Origin of the sequence: Levilactobacillus suantsaii (assembly GCF_014069315.1) — a bacterium.
Classification (GTDB): Bacteria; Bacillota; Bacilli; order Lactobacillales; family Lactobacillaceae; genus Levilactobacillus; species Levilactobacillus suantsaii.
Window position 1 is genome coordinate 1,762,343 of sequence record NZ_CP059603.1, and the last position, 16,064, is coordinate 1,778,406.

Here is a 16,064-nt window from a genome sequence, read left to right on the forward strand (position 1 = left end):
TGTGGGATGGCAACCGAATCTATGGACCTGCTGGCGACGGACCGGGGCCAACAGGGCGATTACGTCGTGGGCTCGGTCAGTGCGGTCTTTTTCACCAGTCAGGATAGTTTTTATAAGGTCTTACTGATCAAAGTCAGCGAGACCAGTTTAGATTGGCACGAAGACGAAATCGTAGTCACGGGTAACTTTGCCGACATCAAGGATGACGTGGTCTATCGTTTTACGGGTAAACGGGTGGAACACCCCAAGTACGGCGTGCAGTTTCAGGCTACGAACTACCAAAACGAAACGCCAACTTCCCGCAACGGGGTCATTGCCTATTTGAGTGGGGATGACTTTCCTGGCGTGGGGAAGAAAACGGCGGAAAAGGTGGTCGACGCCCTGGGTGCCGATGCTATCGATGCGATTTTAAACGACCACTCGGTCCTCGATCCGTTGGGGTTGTCGCCTAAGGTGACCCAGACGTTGGTCACCCAACTTCAGACCAATAATGGGATGGAACAGATTATCATCGGGCTGAATGGGTACGGGTTTGGCAGCACCTTAGCGGCCGCCATCTATAACCGCTACCAAGAAAAGACTCTTGATGTGATTCACGATAACCCGTACCAGTTGGCCGAAGACATCACTAGGGTCAGCTTCAAGCGTGCCGACCAGATTGCCACGCAACTGGGCTATGCCCCGGACCGGCCCGAACGGTTACGCGCTGGGATCCTACAGACCTTGCGGGATCTGTCGGTGGCCAACGGGGATACTTACACCACGGCCAAGCCGTTACTGACCAACACGTTGAGCCTACTTGAAAATAGCCGCAACGTGCGCTTGAACCCGCAACAGTTGGCCGACCAACTCTTAGAATTGGCCAAGCAACAAAAAGTGGTCGGCGATGAGCAACGCATCTACTTAAAACCGCTCTATGACGATGAGTGGCAGATTGCCGAACACTTCAACCGCTTGTTGCAGGATGACGATGAAGAAAATAAGCAGACCTTTAGCGATAAAGCCATTCAGCAACAGTTGCGGAAAGTCGAAAAGCAACTCGACATCACCTACGACGAGTCGCAAACGGCCGCGTTGACCGCGGCGATTCGCGCTAAGGTCCTGCTGTTGACCGGGGGCCCAGGGACCGGGAAGACCACCATTATTCGCGGACTAGTCCACCTGTACGCCAAGATGCACGACGTTTCGTTAGACATCAACGAGTATAAGGAACGACCGTTTCCTGTCCTACTAGCGGCGCCCACGGGGCGGGCCGCAAAACGGATGAGTGAGACCACGGATCTGCCAGCCAGTACGATTCACCGCTTATTAGGCTTGACCGGCCGGGAAGGCAATATTGAAGACGCCACCACCAAGGATTTGGAAGGCGGGTTATTAATCATCGATGAGGTGTCGATGGTCGATGTCTCACTGATGAAGGTGCTTTTGCGAGCAGTACCGGTAGGCATGCAGGTCATCTTGGTCGGTGATAAGGACCAATTACCTTCCGTGGGCCCCGGCCAGGTCTTTCACGACCTCTTGGCCAGTGATCAATTGCCAAAGATTCAACTCGACACGATTTATCGCCAAGGCGATGGGTCGTCGATTATCCCGTTAGCCCACGCCATCAAGAAGGGGCAATTGCCCGCTGATTTCACCAAGAATCAACGGGACCGGTCGTTTATTGCGTGCCGGGCCAACCAAGTAGCCGACGTCATCGACCAGATTGTGGCTAAAGCCCACGTCAAGGGCTTCTCGGCCGCTGATATCCAAGTATTGGCCCCGATGTACCGGGGAACAGCCGGCATTGATCACTTGAACGAGATCTTGCAGGAGATTTTGAATCCCAAGAAAGATGAACGGACCAAGGAAGTCACTTTCCGGAATCAGCAATTCCGTATCGGCGACAAGGTCTTACACCTGGTCAATAGTCCCGAGAACAACGTCTTTAACGGCGATATCGGGACCATTACCGGAATCGATTTGGCGAGTGACCCCCACAGTAAGGTCAAAAGCGATCAATTGACGATTGCCTTTGAACAGACCGAGGTCACCTACCAACGCAACGACTGGATTCGGTTGACCTTGGCCTACTGCATGTCAATTCACAAAGCCCAGGGTTCCGAATTTAAGTTGGTCATCTTGCCGATGGTCAGTCAGTACAACCGAATGCTGCAACGGAATTTGCTCTACACGGCGGTGACGCGGGCCGCCGACATGCTGATTCTGGTCGGGGAACCCCAAGCCTTTGCGACTTGTGTGGAGAACCTTTCGGTCAACCGGGCCACTACCTTGACCCAACGGATTCAAGCCGTACTGGCACCGGACCAGACGCCTAGTCCCACCGCTGAAGCTGAGACCCAGCCAGCAGAAAAGGACGCCACGCCGACTGCGGGTGAATCGGTGACGGCAGGACCCACCGCAGACGCCGAAAAAAGGACGCCAGCGACCGCGGCACCGGCGACGCCCACCGATTACCGGTTGACCCCCGAACTGGCCTTAGCGGGGCAAATTGACCCGATGATTGGCATGCAGGGGATTACGCCCCAACAATTTATGCCCCAGGCTTAAAAACGTTCGGTTAAGCGTTGCGTTTACGGGGATAAATTGCGATAATAAAGACACATTTATGGAACAGTGAATATGCATAGGAGGCAGTTATGGTGGTAGAACAGGTCGAAGCGGGCAAGATGAAGGTGTTTGCCTTGAGCTCTAACCGGCCCTTAGCCGAAAAGATTGCCCGGGTCGCCGGGGTCGAATTAGGAAAGGCAACGGTTAATCATTTTAGTGACGGTGAAATTCAAATTAGTATTGATGAAAGCATCCGGGGTGATGAACTCTTTATCATTCAATCCGTCTCTGATCCCGTGAATACCAATCTCATGGAATTACTGATCATGGTGGATGCCGCTCGGCGGGCCAGCGCAGCGAAGATCAACGTGGTTATCCCGTACTATGGGTATTCTCGGGCTGACCGGAAAGCCCGGTCGCGGGAACCCATTACGGCCAAGCTCGTGGCGTCGTTGTTGCAGATGGATGGGGTCAGCCGTGTGATTGCGCTGGACCTGCACGCTGCCCAGTTACAAGGCTTCTTTGATATTCCGGTGGATCACTTGCAAAGTGACCGGCTGTTGGCCAGCTACTTTGAAGGTCGGTCCGATTTGACCGCGGATAACACGGTCGTCGTCGCCCCGGATCACGCGGGGGTCAGTCGAGCACGGCGCTTAGCCGAGCTGTTAGGCACGCCCATCGCCATCATCGACAACCGCAGTGAGACCGAAAATGCGGCTCATCCGGACGCCGTGATTGGTGATGTGACCGGCAAGAATGCCATCTTAGTTGATGATATCATCGACACGGCCGTGCGGATCTCCGTATCGGCCCAAGCGCTGCGTAACGCGGGGGCGGCCCATGTCTTTGCCAGTGCGACCCACGCCGTGTTGTCGGGGGATGCGACCAAGCATATCGACGCCTCACCGTTGGAAAAGGTCGTGGTGTCGGATTCCATTCGAATCCCCGCCGAAAAGCAGAGTGATAAGTTTGTGGTCATGTCCGTTGATGAACTCTTCGGGCGGGCCATCACGTTGATTTACAACGAACAACCGGTCGACCAGCTCTTCCGGTCACCGTTGAAGATGCAACAACAATAAGCTGACTGACCGGCGGGAGTGACTCGACCGGAATAGTCAACCGAAAAACGGGCCTGGGGGTAACTCTCAGGTCCGTTTGTTTATGGTGATGAGAAAAAGTGTGCGCTAAGAAAGTAAGGACTGAGTGAGTAGATGCAATTGAGGAAAACGGCAGCGGTAACTGATATTGGCGATTATTTGAAGGTCGCCGCGTGTACGGCGGTCATGGCCCAGACCGTACTTGGTTTGGCGCTGGCCACCCGACCAGGCGCCGCGGCGCAATGGGCGATTGGACAAGCTTATGACCTGGTGAAGTTTACGGCACCGGCCTTCATTTTTGGTATCCTGTACACCACCTTGCGTCAGCATGCGATGACGCCCGTGACTAAGCGCCAATACTGGCGCCAACAGTGGGCCGCGTTGGGCGTGCCCAGTGTGTGGTGGACCTTGGTGTATTTGATTATCACGCCTAAGTTGCAGCAACATCAGCCCTTCCATGATTTAGGTAGTTTCTTGTGGCAGGCGGTGAACGGTAATGCCGCCCCACATCTCTGGTACAACACCATGATGTTGCAATTTATCGTGGTCATGCCACTGTTTTGGGCCTGGTCGGCTTGGGTCGGGTCTTCCCGATACCGCGCTCAACTAAGTGTGGGCGCGGTGGCGATTTTTTACGCGTTGTGGTTGGCCTGGTTTCCGCATGCGCCCACTTACTTAGTGGACCGCTTAGCCCTTAGTTTTTTGCCGTACGCCGTCTTAGGGGTACTGTGGTGGCAGTTTCCGCGGGTGGCCGTGGCACTGCGTCACCATTGGCTCGTGGGACTACTCTGGTGGGCGCTAGGATTTATGTGGCTGGGCTGGCAACTAAAACGGCGGGGGTTGCCGGTCAGCTTACCAGCCACCGGTTACTACCAGCCGTCTGCTCTGATGTACGCGTTGGGCGTGATTGGGTTGGTCAGTTGCCTAGCTGTGGCACAATTACAGCGCCGTTCAACGTGGCTTCCAGTGATTCATTGGTTGGCCACGTACGCTTATCGGGCCTATTTGAGTCACGCGTTTTGGCTCTACTGGTTGTGGCCGTTGACGGACGGACTGGCCTTGGGCTGGCGAATCTTACTTAGTTATGGGGCGACCTGGATTGTTGCTTTTGCCACGACTTATTGTTTGCATTGGGGCTGGCAACGAGTAAAGATGACAACGCAATGAGGAGAATGGTGATAATTTTTAATGTGGAAGCCGTCTGACTTGCAATGTATTTTGAAAATCGGTATGGTTGAACAGGATTTTTTTGCTTACGAATAATTAGCATTTTAATGGGGCCGACTCGGCGCATGAGGTTGGGATGATCAGTGCGGCAGCTAGCGGTCCCCATAGATTGAGGAGGATCCATTGTGAACGGAAAACATATTGGGGCTTTATTAGGTATTACCCTCTTAGTCGTCGGCGGTCTTGCCGCTTGTGGCAAGTCGAGTAGCCAGTCGTCAGGCCAGGGGCAGTTGGCGGCGAAACAGACCGTCAACCTGTCGGCCAAGTCAGAGGTCACGACACTGGATGTTTCTAAGGCTTCTGATTCGACGAGTTTGACCATGCTCTACCACACCCAAGAAGGGTTGTTTCGATTAGGCAAAAACGAGAAGCTGATCAATGCCTTAGCGACGAAGACCAAGGTCAGCAAGGACGGGACCCGTTACGTCTTCAACTTGCGGCGGAACAACAAGTGGAATGATGGCAAACCGGTCACAGCCCACGATTTCGTTTACTCGTGGCAACGGACGGTCAACCCCAAGACCGCGTCCGAATACGCCTACTTAATGGCTGGTGTGAAGAACTATAAGCAGATTCAGTCCGGAAAGATGAAACCTAGCAAATTGGGCGTCAAGGCATTGAACAATTACCGCTTGGAAGTCACGTTGAGTAAACCGGTGGCTTACTTCAAGTTGCTGCTGGCTTTCCCAACGTTCTTCCCACAAGAACAAAGCGTCGTGGAAAAAGAGGGTAGCAATTACGGTCACTCAGGTAGCGCTACGGCGTACGATGGGCCGTTCAAGATGACCAAGTGGACCGGGACGTCGCAGAGCTGGAAACTGGTGAAGAATTCGAAGTTCTGGGACCACAAGGACATCACGTTGAAGTCATTAAACTTCCAAGTGGTCTCCAACGCATCGACGGGCTTGAACTTGTTCCAAAAGAAGTCCTTGGACGCCACGACCCTCGATGGGACGCAGGTTGCTAATTTGAAGAACAATCCCAACTTGAAGACCTACGTGGGTGGGACGACCTACTACATGCAGATGAACCAGAAACGCATTAAGGCTTTACGGAACGTGAAGGTCCGTAAAGCGTTGTCGTTAGCCATCGATAAACAACAGTTGGCTAAACGGGTCCTGCGGGATGGCTCGAAAGCGCCGTTAGGGTTCGTCTCCCAGAATTTGACCCAAAACCCGAAGACTAAGAAGGACTTTGCCAAGGACGCTTACGTCAAGGAAGGTGTCACCCACAATCTGCCACAAGCTAAGAAGCTGATGAAGGCCGGATTGAAGGCTAGTGGGACCAAGCAATTGAACCTGACGCTGATGTGCGATGATACCTCAGTTACCAAGACTGTGGCCCAGTACATTCAGGCTGAACTGCAGAAAATGCCGAATGTTAAGGTATCGATCAATACCTTACCGTACAAGACGCGGTTGAGCCGGTCGAACTCCGGGAACTTTGACTTAGTTATTTCTAGTTGGGGCGCCGATTTCGCGGATCCAATCAACTTCTTGTCACTGATGGCTACCGGAAATACTAATAATAACGGGGACTTCAGCGATGCCACTTACGACGCGTTGATCAAGCGCTCCGAGAACCAGGATGCCAACCGGCCAACTGCCCGATACAATGACTTGGTCAAGGCCGAAAAGCGCTTGATGACCCAACAAGGGGTCGTGCCACTGTATCAACCAGCGACAGCCGAGCTTTGGAACTCGAAGGTTAAAGTGTACGTTTGGAACCCCGCCGGAATGAGTCGTGGTTATCAATGGATGAAAGTTGAAAAGTAAGCTGATTTTCCAGTTGCAGGAATAAATTTTTGTAATCACAAGCCTAACTTTCTATTTTGGCGAGTTAACCGCGGGAAAATAAAATAAATTGTCAATGGGGGTCGCCCAGTTAAATCTACGGATTTGCTGGGCGGCCTTTTTGCTGTGGCGCCGGGGCTTTCGAGCTGTGTTTCAACAGATGGGGATTATTGGGAGAAATGAAAACGGTTACTAACATTCTTCAGTAAAGAATTGAAATTTTTTATGGAACATGGTATACCTAAGTTAGGACTCGTGAAAACGAATACATAAACGACGGAACGGTTAGGTTGGAGGATGACGAGATGCAATTAGATGAAATCTTAACGGAACAACGCAATCACCGGTCGACGCACATTGATCGGGAATCCACGCTCGACATGGTGGGCACGATTAACCGTGAGGATCAGCGGGTTGCTCGCGCGGTGCAGAAACAGTTGCCCCAGATTGCGGCGGCCATCGATGCGGCTTATCCTAAATTCGACCAGGGCGGTCGGCTGATTTACATTGGGGCCGGGACGTCCGGTCGATTAGGGGTGATGGACGCCACGGAATTACAACCCACTTACGGTTTAACGGCCCAACAGACGTTTGGGCTGATTGCCGGGGGTACGGCGGCGCTGACCAAAACGATTCAGGACGCTGAAGATTCGCCGGAGCTGGCCCAAAAGGATTTGCAAGCGGTCGAATTGACCGACCAAGATATTGTTGTTGCTAGTGCGGCTTCAGGGCGGACGCCATATACGGTGGCGGCCTTGAAGGCAGCGCAAGACCAGGGCGCTTTAGGCATTGGCTTTTCTTGCATTGCCGACAGCCCCTTGGCCCAATTGGCGGACTATCCCATCACGCCCGTGGTCGGTCCCGAAGTGATTACCGGGGCCACGCTGTTGAAAGCGGGGACCGCAGAAAAGATGGTCTTGAACATGCTGTCGACTGGCATCATGATCAAGACGGGAAAGGTTTACCAGAATTTGATGATCAATGTGGTCCCGACCAACGATAAGACCTTTGAACGGGCCAAGAAGATCATTGCCGAAGCGACCCAGACATCGACGTTAGCGGCGGAACGCGCATTGGCCCGAGCCAAGAACAACGTACCGCTCGCTATCGTCTTGATTGATACCAAGGGGACGATTGCCGAAGCTAAGGAACTTTTAGCCGCTACCGACGGCCACGTGTCACAAGCCGTCAAGTTGAGTGACAATCGCCATTAAAATCGGGTCGACCGCCTTGACTGGTCCGCACCAATTCCCTTATACTCGACGTAGGTATTGAGTAGAAAGGAATGTGGCAAATATGTACGTAGCAGATGAACATCGGTACGATAAGAAGATGCCGATTCGACGCGCCGGCAACACCGGGTTCCAATTACCCGCAATCTCCTTTGGGATGTGGCACAGTTACGGAGAGACCGCGAACTACGCGGATACCCGTGACATCATGTTGAAGGCGTTTGACGCCGGGATTTTTAGTTTTGACTTAGCTGCGAACTATGGTCCAGGAACGGGAGAAGCCGAACGCCTCTTTGGCCAGGTCTTTCATCGTGAACTGGCACCTTACCGTGATGAACTCGTCATCAGCACCAAGGCAGGTTTCCACATGTGGCCAGGACCTTACGGGGAAATGAGTTCTCGCAAGGCCTTAGTCGCGTCACTGGACCAATCCCTCGAACGGATGGGCCTGGATTACGTGGATGTTTACTATAGTCACCGCTTTGATCCCAACACGTCACCGGAAGAAACGGCTGTCGCGTTGAACGATTTGGTCAAGCAAGGTAAGACGCTGTACGTGGGGATTTCGAACTACACGGCGCCCCAAGCCATGGCCATGGTCAAGATTTTTAAGGACTTGCACACGCCGTTTGTCATTGACCAAGTGTCGTACAATATGTTGAACCAGAAGGCCGCTCAAGACGGACTGTTTGACCGGATGCGGGAAAATAATGCCGGCATCATGGCGTACGGCCCACTGGCTGAGGGCTTACTGACCGACAAGTACTTGGATGGGATTCCTGAAGACTTGAACATCCATTGGTCGAGCCAATATATCTTCGACAATGGTCGCGACAAGATTTTTCACAAGTTGCAGGCGCTGAACAAGATTGCCCAAAGCCGGGGGCAAAAATTGGCCCACATGGCGTTAGCTTGGTTGTTACACGATCCCGTGGTCACCAGTGTGATTACCGGGGCATCCAAGCCAGAACATTTGGCTGAAAACCTGAAGGCGGTTCAAAACCTATCTTTCGATTCGGAAGAATTGGCCGCTATCGATAAGATTTTAAAGGCTTAATTGAAGATCGGTCTTAAGGCGTCGTCCACCCAGACGGCGCCTTTTTTGAGGTCCGCGAGATTTCCAAAAAGGCGCCCGAAAGGTCCAAGCGATGCGGTATAATTAACTAAACGAAACGTTGAGGAGGGCCTATGACACGGAAAGTAACGATTCGAGACCTGGCGCAAGCCGCAGGGGTCTCGGTAACGACGGTCTCACAGATTTTAAACGGAAAGGGTGAGCGGTTCAGCCTGGATACCCGGCGGCGGGTGCACCAACTCCAGGAAGAAATGAGCTATGTGCCGGACTTTAACGCCCGTAATTTGATTATGAAATCGGCGCAAACCCTGGGCGTCTTGGTCCCTAATTTGGGGAACCCGTTTTTTGGCATGTTTATTCGGGGGGTCCAAGCCGCTAGTCGTGAGCAGCACTTCATTCCGTTGGTTTTTGGGGCCGACCACGACCCGAAATTGGAGAGCTACTACCTGCAAGAATTGATCAAACGAGCGGTCGATGGGTTGATTATTGCCAGTGCGTCAATCACTAGTGAAGCCATCGAGACCATCCTCAAGAAAAACGGGATTCCGTACCTGTTGGTCGATCAAAATGGGGGGCCTAGTTTAGACTGGTTCCGAGTCGATGACCGACAAGGAGGCCAGGTTGCCGCCCAACATCTCTTGGATTTAGGACACCGGCAGATTGTGGTGGTCATGCCGGACCATCCGACACCGAACCTGGCGGAACGGTTGACGGGTTTTCGCCAGACATTGGCCACGGCCGGAATTTCCCTCGAAACGGATCAGGTGATTGCCACGCCAATGACTAAACTCGGGGGCTATCAAGCCACGGCTGCCGTGGTGGCACAACATCCAAGTGCCGTTTTTGCCATCAACGATGAAACGGCATTGGGCTTGATTCGTGGCCTACACGAACGCGGCTTGAGTGTCCCGCACGACATGTCGGTCTTAGGCTACGATGATATCGATCTCGACGAATACGTGGTGCCGAAGCTCAGTAGTATCCATCAACCGGTAGTCACGATGGGGGAACAAGCCACGACGCTGTTGATCAATCGGATTCATAATCGACGGCAACCCGGGCAAAATGTGAATTTACCCGTGACGTTGCGGCGGCGTGAGAGCACGGCGCCCGTAAATCCAGCGAAATAGGCCTTGTAAGCCTTTTCGAAGTATGGTAATCTTACGAGGAATGCTGTAGTGAGTTAGGTCAGTTTTACGTAAAACCTTTTACAAAATTTTGAGTCCTGATGGAGGAGTGATGGTCAGATGACTAATCGTGTGACAGTTTTAGGGAGCTTGAACGTGGATACCACGTTACGGTTGGCGCGGATGCCCCAACCCGGAGAAACACTATTAACGGAAAACAAGACCAGTGCGGCTGGTGGTAAGGGCGCCAACCAAGCGGTCGCCGCGGCGCGGTCTGGCGCGCAGACTCGCTTTATCGGTAAGGTCGGTAACGACGAAGCTGGTCGATTCATGGTGGAATCACTCACTGACGATCAGGTCGATACCAGTGCCATCATTACCGATGAAACGGTGGGGACTGGCTCCGCCTTTATTCTGTTGGACGAAGCGGGACAAAACAGTATCCTGGTCTACGGAGGCGCCAACCAACAAGTGCAGGCCGCGGAAGTAGCCGCCGTAGAAGACGAAATCGCCCAGGCTGATTTCCTGATTACCCAATTTGAAACGCCTCAAGCTGCGACACTCAAGGCGTTTACGTTAGCCAAACAGCACGGCGTCACTACGATTCTGAATCCGGCTCCGGCCGCCACCATCGACCCGGCGATTCTGAAAGTGACGGACTTGGTCGTCCCGAACGAGACGGAAAGTGCGTCCTTGACGGGAATTCCGGTGACGGACGTGGCGTCCATGGACGCCAACGCCAAGCGGTTTTTGGAGATGGGCGTCAAAAGTCTGATCATCACGGTCGGCAGTAAGGGGGCTTACTACGCGACCCCCGCAGGCTCCGGGTTCGTGCCGGCTTTTAAGGTCAAGGCTGTGGACACCACAGCGGCTGGGGATACTTTCATTGGGGCATTGAGTTCCCAGTTGAAGCCAGATTTGAGTAATATCGAAACAGCACTAACGTACGCTCAACGCGCTAGTTCGCTGACCGTACAGGGCCTGGGGGCAATGCCGTCGATTCCGACCTACGCACAGGTCCAAGCGGCCAGCCAAGCTTAATAACTCACTAAAATTTTAATGGATCGGCCTCACCGTGGAAGTAGCGGTGGGGCCTTTTGTGGATTCTGAGAAAATACGCGGATGGTCAACTCGGGGGGGGGGGGATTTGACGAGAAAATCTCCAGTTGTTTGAAATTGGTATAGGAGCGGCATATGAACCAATTTGCGAATTATTTCCCTAAAAACACTGATAAAATAACTTTTATGCGAAGGCTTGACTTTTTTAAATTAAATTGGTATAGTTAGGAAAGTCGATGGATAACGTCGATTTTACCGGTAGAATTAACGTTTAACGTCCTGACCTAAATTCGATGACCGCAAATGGTCTGGTTAATCAAAGTGAGGTTTTATGAGATGTTAAATGAAAAAGTAGTCGCACAATCAGCAAGTTTTGATGCAACGGACACCCAAGCCGTGACGGCGGTCCGGATGCTCAGCATGGATATGATTTCCCGGGCCCGCTCTGGGCACCCGGGCTTGCCCTTGGGCGCGGCCCCGATGGCCTATGTGTTGTTCTCACGGCATCTTCGGGTTGACCCGTCATTTCCCCAGTGGTTCAATCGCGACCGGTTCGTTTTGTCGGCCGGTCATGGTTCTGCGATGTTGTATAGTCTTTTACATCTGAGTGGGTTTGCGGTCTCCCGGAACGATTTGATGCACTTTCGGCAACTGGGCAGTAAGACGCCGGGGCATCCTGAAGTGGGGGTAACCCCCGGCGTCGACGCCACGACTGGGCCGTTGGGCCAGGGCGTAGGGATGGCCGTGGGCATGGCGATGGCTGAAAGTCACTTGGCCGCGACCTATAACCGGACTAATTACGCTATCGTGGACCATTATACTTACGCGTTGTGTGGCGACGGCGATCTGATGGAAGGAGTCGCGGCTGAAGCGGCCAGTTTAGCTGGCCAACTGAAATTGAATAAATTGATTGTTCTGTACGATTCCAACGATGTGTCGTTAGACGGGCCGTTAGCGAATGCCTGTCACGATAACGTGGGTCAACGGTTCATGAGCTACGGCTGGAATTATTTACGGGTCACAGACGGTAACGACTTACAGGCCATTGACGCCGCCATTAATGCGGCCAAGGATAATCAAAATGGGCCGACTTTGATCGAAGTCAAGACTCAGATTGGGGCCGGTAGTCCCCACGCAGGTACGAACCAGGTGCATGGGGCGCCACTAAGTGCGGCTGACTTGGCCACTACTCGCCAATTTTACGAGTGGGAAAATGATCCCTTTACGGTCCCGGTGCGGGTTCACGACCGGTTCATGAGTACCATTAAAGCCCGGGGGTGGGCCAGTCACCAGGAATGGTCGAATTTAGTCGCCCATTATTCGGCGGGGCACCCGCAATTGGCGGCGCAGTTTGCGCAGGGAGTTAGTCAAACGGTGCCGAAAGGCCTACGGGACCAGTTGCCAACGTACTATAAAAAAGACCAGCTAGCCTCGCGAGCCAGTGGGCACGAGATTTTACAGCGTCTCAGTGCCGTTTGTCCTAATCTTTGGGGCGGCTCAGCAGACCTCTTTAGTTCCAATAAAACCAATGTGGCCGATACAGAACGGTTTAGTGCGACGAATCGTAGTGGCAAGAATCTATGGTTTGGAATCCGGGAGTTTGCGGAAGCCGCGGCGATGAATGGCATCGCCCTACACGGGGGCACCCGAGTATACGGGTCCACGTTCTTCGTCTTCTCCGACTACATGAAGGCTGCTATTCGTTTGGCAGCGTTGCAAAAACTACCCGTGATTTACGTGTTTACCCATGATTCGTTAGCGGTAGGTGAAGATGGGCCGACCCACGAACCAGTCGAACAATTAGCAGCGTTACGGTCGATTCCGGGACTTACGGTCTATCGACCGGCTGACGGCAACGAAACGGCTGCGGCGTGGCTGGCAGCGCTCCAGGCAACGGATCATCCGACGGCTTTGGTCTTAACGCGCCAAGGGCTGCCAACGTTGCCAAAACCCGCCCAACGGGTTCACAGTGGTGTGAAACGGGGAGGCTACGTGGTGGCCGATGCGCAAAATACCGCGGAAGGGATTCTCCTGGCTTCGGGTTCCGAAGTCCAAATCGCTTTGACCGCCCAAAAACAGCTATTGGCGCAGGGGCATGACGTGCGGGTCGTATCCCTCCCGAGTTTTGAAGTCTTCAATCGCCAATCGGTTGAGTACCGCGAAAGGGTTTTGCCCCGGCGTTTACGCCGGCGGGTGGCCATCGAAATGGCGAGTGGTTTTGGTTGGTGCCAATATACGGGCTTGGATGGGTCCGTTGTCTCGCAGGATCGGTTTGGGGCCAGCGGCAATGGTGAACAGGTGATTGCCATGGCGGGATTCACGCCAGAACGGGTCGTCCAGACTTACTTAGCGCTCGACTAGATTGGGGGATGCGTTCGTCGTGTCAAAACGGACTGGTCAGACCTCTAAATTCTTGGTATATTGAAGACAAACGGATTTGGAGGCGGTTTTATGGAGATTCGACGAGTGAAAGTACCGACAGCTTTGGTCTGGGCGAAACCGGTACAGCCCCAGACGTTAACCCAAGCCCTGCTAGCAGGGCAAGTGGCCCCGTGGCTAGCCCAGTTAAGTTTGGTTGACCAGGAACAATTGGCTGATCAGCAGGCCGTGGTGACCGAAGTCTTGTTCAACGACCAGGTCGTGTTGGATCAGATCCAAGATGGATGGGCCCACGTTTTTGTTCAACGGCAGACGAATCGCCTTTCCCGTCGCGGGTATCCGGGATGGTTGCCCCTCAGTCAACTGACCGATGCGGACCAGGAACTCGCTTACCCAACAACGACGGTACGCTTGGTCCAACCCGCAACGGTATTCACCACGACCGACCAGCAAATCCGCTTGACCTTACCCATGGGGACGATTTTGACCACGACGGGACAGGACAGCGACCGAATTCAGGTCGTCACGCCGTTAGGTTCAGGCAGTATCGCCGCGCAAGCAGCACACTTGACCATTGCCGGTGGCGATGATGGCGCCCGGTTGTTGGCTTTAAGTCGGCAGCTCTTAGGAACGCCTTATCTGTGGGGCGGGCTGACACCGCAGGGCGTGGACTGCTCCGGGTTGGCCTACAGCGTGCACCGGACGTTAGGATACCGCATTCCGCGGGATGCCCAGGACCAATTTACGGCGGGGTATCCCATCGCTCCTGAGGCTTTACGTCCCGGTGATTTGATCTTCTTTGCAACCGACCACGGTACGGGGCACGTGCACCATGTCGGTCTCTACGCCGGCCAAGGTCAAATGTTACACGCCCCACGACCTGGACAAACGGTCGCCCAAACGCCACTGACTACCGCGCCCTTTGCGGCAGAATATGCCGGTGCCCGGCGGTTCTGGCAATAATCCTGAAGAATCTCCTAAGGCCCCGGTATTTCGGTCTTCTTCGCCGATTGGCATGCTATACTATTAGTGGAGTCGACGAAACTTGCGAAAGAAGAGGACGATTTTATGAAATTAAAACGAATCTTAGTCGGGCTGGCCGTCGTCAGCGCGACCTTAGCCGCGGGGAGCCTAAGCCTCACCAGTCACGCCGATACGACCGGAACGACAACGAGCAGCTCGGTTGAAAGCGACCAGAGTTCTACCAGTAGTGATAGTGGCAGCACGGTCCAGACGAAGGCCTTGTCGAAAGCTTATGCCGTCTATGGTGCTGGCTTAGCCAGTGAGGATAAGGACAAGGTTAGTTCAGCCTTAGGGGTGAAGTCCAACTACACCAGTTTGACCGCCACGGGGAGTGACTACGCCAAGTATCTGAATTCAGCCGGTACCACGGATGCCAGCATGATTAGTTCTGTTGCCCTAGCGCCTGCTGATCCGGGATCGGGTGTGAAGGTCAATATCGTGAAGTATGATGGTCAAAACAATATTACTCAAGTCAAATCGCAACAATACGCCATGGTCGCCACTATGGCGGGGGTCAAAGACGTCATCATCACGGTTACGGCGGATAAGTCTGTTTCCGGGGAATCGGCGTTGACCGGAGTCTATAAAGCTTTGGCTGCGGACGGCTTGACGCTCAACTCGGCTAACACTCAAGCTGCTAATAGCGTCTTAGATGCGACCCAACCCGCGATCAATTCCAATAGTGATAACAAGAAGTATCCGGGTAAGCTGATGGCAGCGGTAGGGTCGGTTTCATCAGACCTTGCGCAACAACGGCAGAAGGGCGACAAACTCGCCACGAAGGCCGATATCGAAGCAATGCTGAAAAAGGCGTTATCGAAACAGGGCGTCTCGAGCCAAACTACCCAGACGCAGATCAACAACATCTCGGTGGCCTTAAGTAAGGTCCAAAAGGCCCCCGTGTCTACTAGTAAATCGTATGTCACCAACGTCAAGACCGTGGCGAATAACCTTGCTAATAGTATTGGGGACAAGATGGCAAGCGTGAAAGACTTTGCCAACAGTGCCGATGCGAAGAAAGCCGAAAACTTTCTCGTGCGTATCTGGCATCAAGTTGTCAGCTTCTTCCAGGGACTATTTAGTTAGATATTAAACAAATTAACGGGCGAATGGCCCGTTTTTTTGTGTTCCAATTTAAATTTCACAAAGTCGGCGTGGGATTAGATATTGTAATCTACAAAAAGCGGCCTGGCAATTTTATTGTAGGGTACAATTAGTTGTGAATTTATCGCGAAAAAAAGTTGTTGAAAAGCCGGCAAATTAAAGCTTGTATACGGAAAAAGAACTAACGTTTGCTTTAAGCCTAAGGGGAAGCTTGTTAGACTGGGATTGTAGCGCGATTTTAATTAATGAAACCGTTTTAAACGAACGTCAGTTCCGTAAGAAAAATCTGTTAACGTTTTCTTAATAATTCACAAGGAATCTGCCGAAGCTGTGGTAAGATAAATTTGTAATTCGTATTTAGTATGAACCAACGAGGACGGTTGTAAGTTGACCGGCCG

11 protein-coding genes are annotated in these 16,064 nt (G+C 53.0%); all 11 read left to right on the top strand.

What is annotated here, in order from left to right; all coding sequences use genetic code 11:
- The first annotated feature begins 6 nt into the window (after window positions 1–6).
- The 11 genes from recD2 (at window position 7) to H3M12_RS08210 (ending at window position 15,648) form a co-directional block, all read left to right on the top strand.
- Entirely contained in the window at window positions 7–2,550 is a 2,544-nt protein-coding gene (gene recD2, locus H3M12_RS08160; RefSeq protein ID WP_129031840.1) for an SF1B family DNA helicase RecD2, read from the top strand.
- Between the two features lie 89 nt (window positions 2,551–2,639).
- Window positions 2,640–3,629 (top strand): ribose-phosphate diphosphokinase, encoded by a 990-nt coding sequence (locus H3M12_RS08165; RefSeq protein ID WP_129031842.1) that lies wholly within the window; start codon window positions 2,640–2,642, stop codon window positions 3,627–3,629.
- A gap of 132 nt (window positions 3,630–3,761) precedes the next feature.
- The gene (locus tag H3M12_RS08170; protein WP_129031844.1) at window positions 3,762–4,814 is read left to right on the top strand and encodes an acyltransferase family protein; all 1,053 of its coding nucleotides are present in this window, start codon (window positions 3,762–3,764) and stop codon (window positions 4,812–4,814) included.
- Window positions 4,815–4,999: 185 nt separating this feature from the next.
- Window positions 5,000–6,649 (top strand): peptide ABC transporter substrate-binding protein, encoded by a 1,650-nt coding sequence (locus tag H3M12_RS08175; protein ID WP_129031846.1) that lies wholly within the window; start codon window positions 5,000–5,002, stop codon window positions 6,647–6,649.
- Window positions 6,650–6,972: 323 nt separating this feature from the next.
- On the top strand, window positions 6,973–7,881 hold the full coding sequence (murQ, locus tag H3M12_RS08180; protein WP_129031848.1) for an N-acetylmuramic acid 6-phosphate etherase: 909 nt from the start codon (window positions 6,973–6,975) through the stop codon (window positions 7,879–7,881).
- 82 nt (window positions 7,882–7,963) lie between these two features.
- On the top strand, window positions 7,964–8,956 hold the full coding sequence (locus tag H3M12_RS08185; RefSeq protein WP_129031850.1) for an aldo/keto reductase: 993 nt from the start codon (window positions 7,964–7,966) through the stop codon (window positions 8,954–8,956).
- 131 nt (window positions 8,957–9,087) lie between these two features.
- On the top strand, window positions 9,088–10,104 hold the full coding sequence (gene rbsR, locus H3M12_RS08190) for a ribose utilization transcriptional repressor RbsR (protein WP_129031852.1): 1,017 nt from the start codon (window positions 9,088–9,090) through the stop codon (window positions 10,102–10,104).
- 117 nt (window positions 10,105–10,221) lie between these two features.
- A complete protein-coding gene (rbsK, locus tag H3M12_RS08195) occupies window positions 10,222–11,142 on the top strand; it encodes a ribokinase (protein ID WP_129031854.1) in 921 nt (306 codons plus the stop codon).
- Between the two features lie 354 nt (window positions 11,143–11,496).
- Complete coding sequence (gene tkt / locus H3M12_RS08200; RefSeq protein ID WP_129031856.1) at window positions 11,497–13,521, top strand: transketolase; 2,025 nt, start codon at window positions 11,497–11,499, stop codon at window positions 13,519–13,521.
- A 90-nt stretch (window positions 13,522–13,611) separates the two neighbouring features.
- Window positions 13,612–14,502 carry a C40 family peptidase gene (locus H3M12_RS08205; RefSeq protein WP_129031858.1) on the top strand — a complete coding sequence of 297 codons (891 nt, stop codon included), beginning with the start codon at window positions 13,612–13,614 and terminating at the stop codon, window positions 14,500–14,502.
- Between the two features lie 105 nt (window positions 14,503–14,607).
- Window positions 14,608–15,648 carry a DUF1002 domain-containing protein gene (locus H3M12_RS08210; protein ID WP_129031860.1) on the top strand — a complete coding sequence of 347 codons (1,041 nt, stop codon included), beginning with the start codon at window positions 14,608–14,610 and terminating at the stop codon, window positions 15,646–15,648.
- Window positions 15,649–16,064 lie beyond the last annotated feature (416 nt).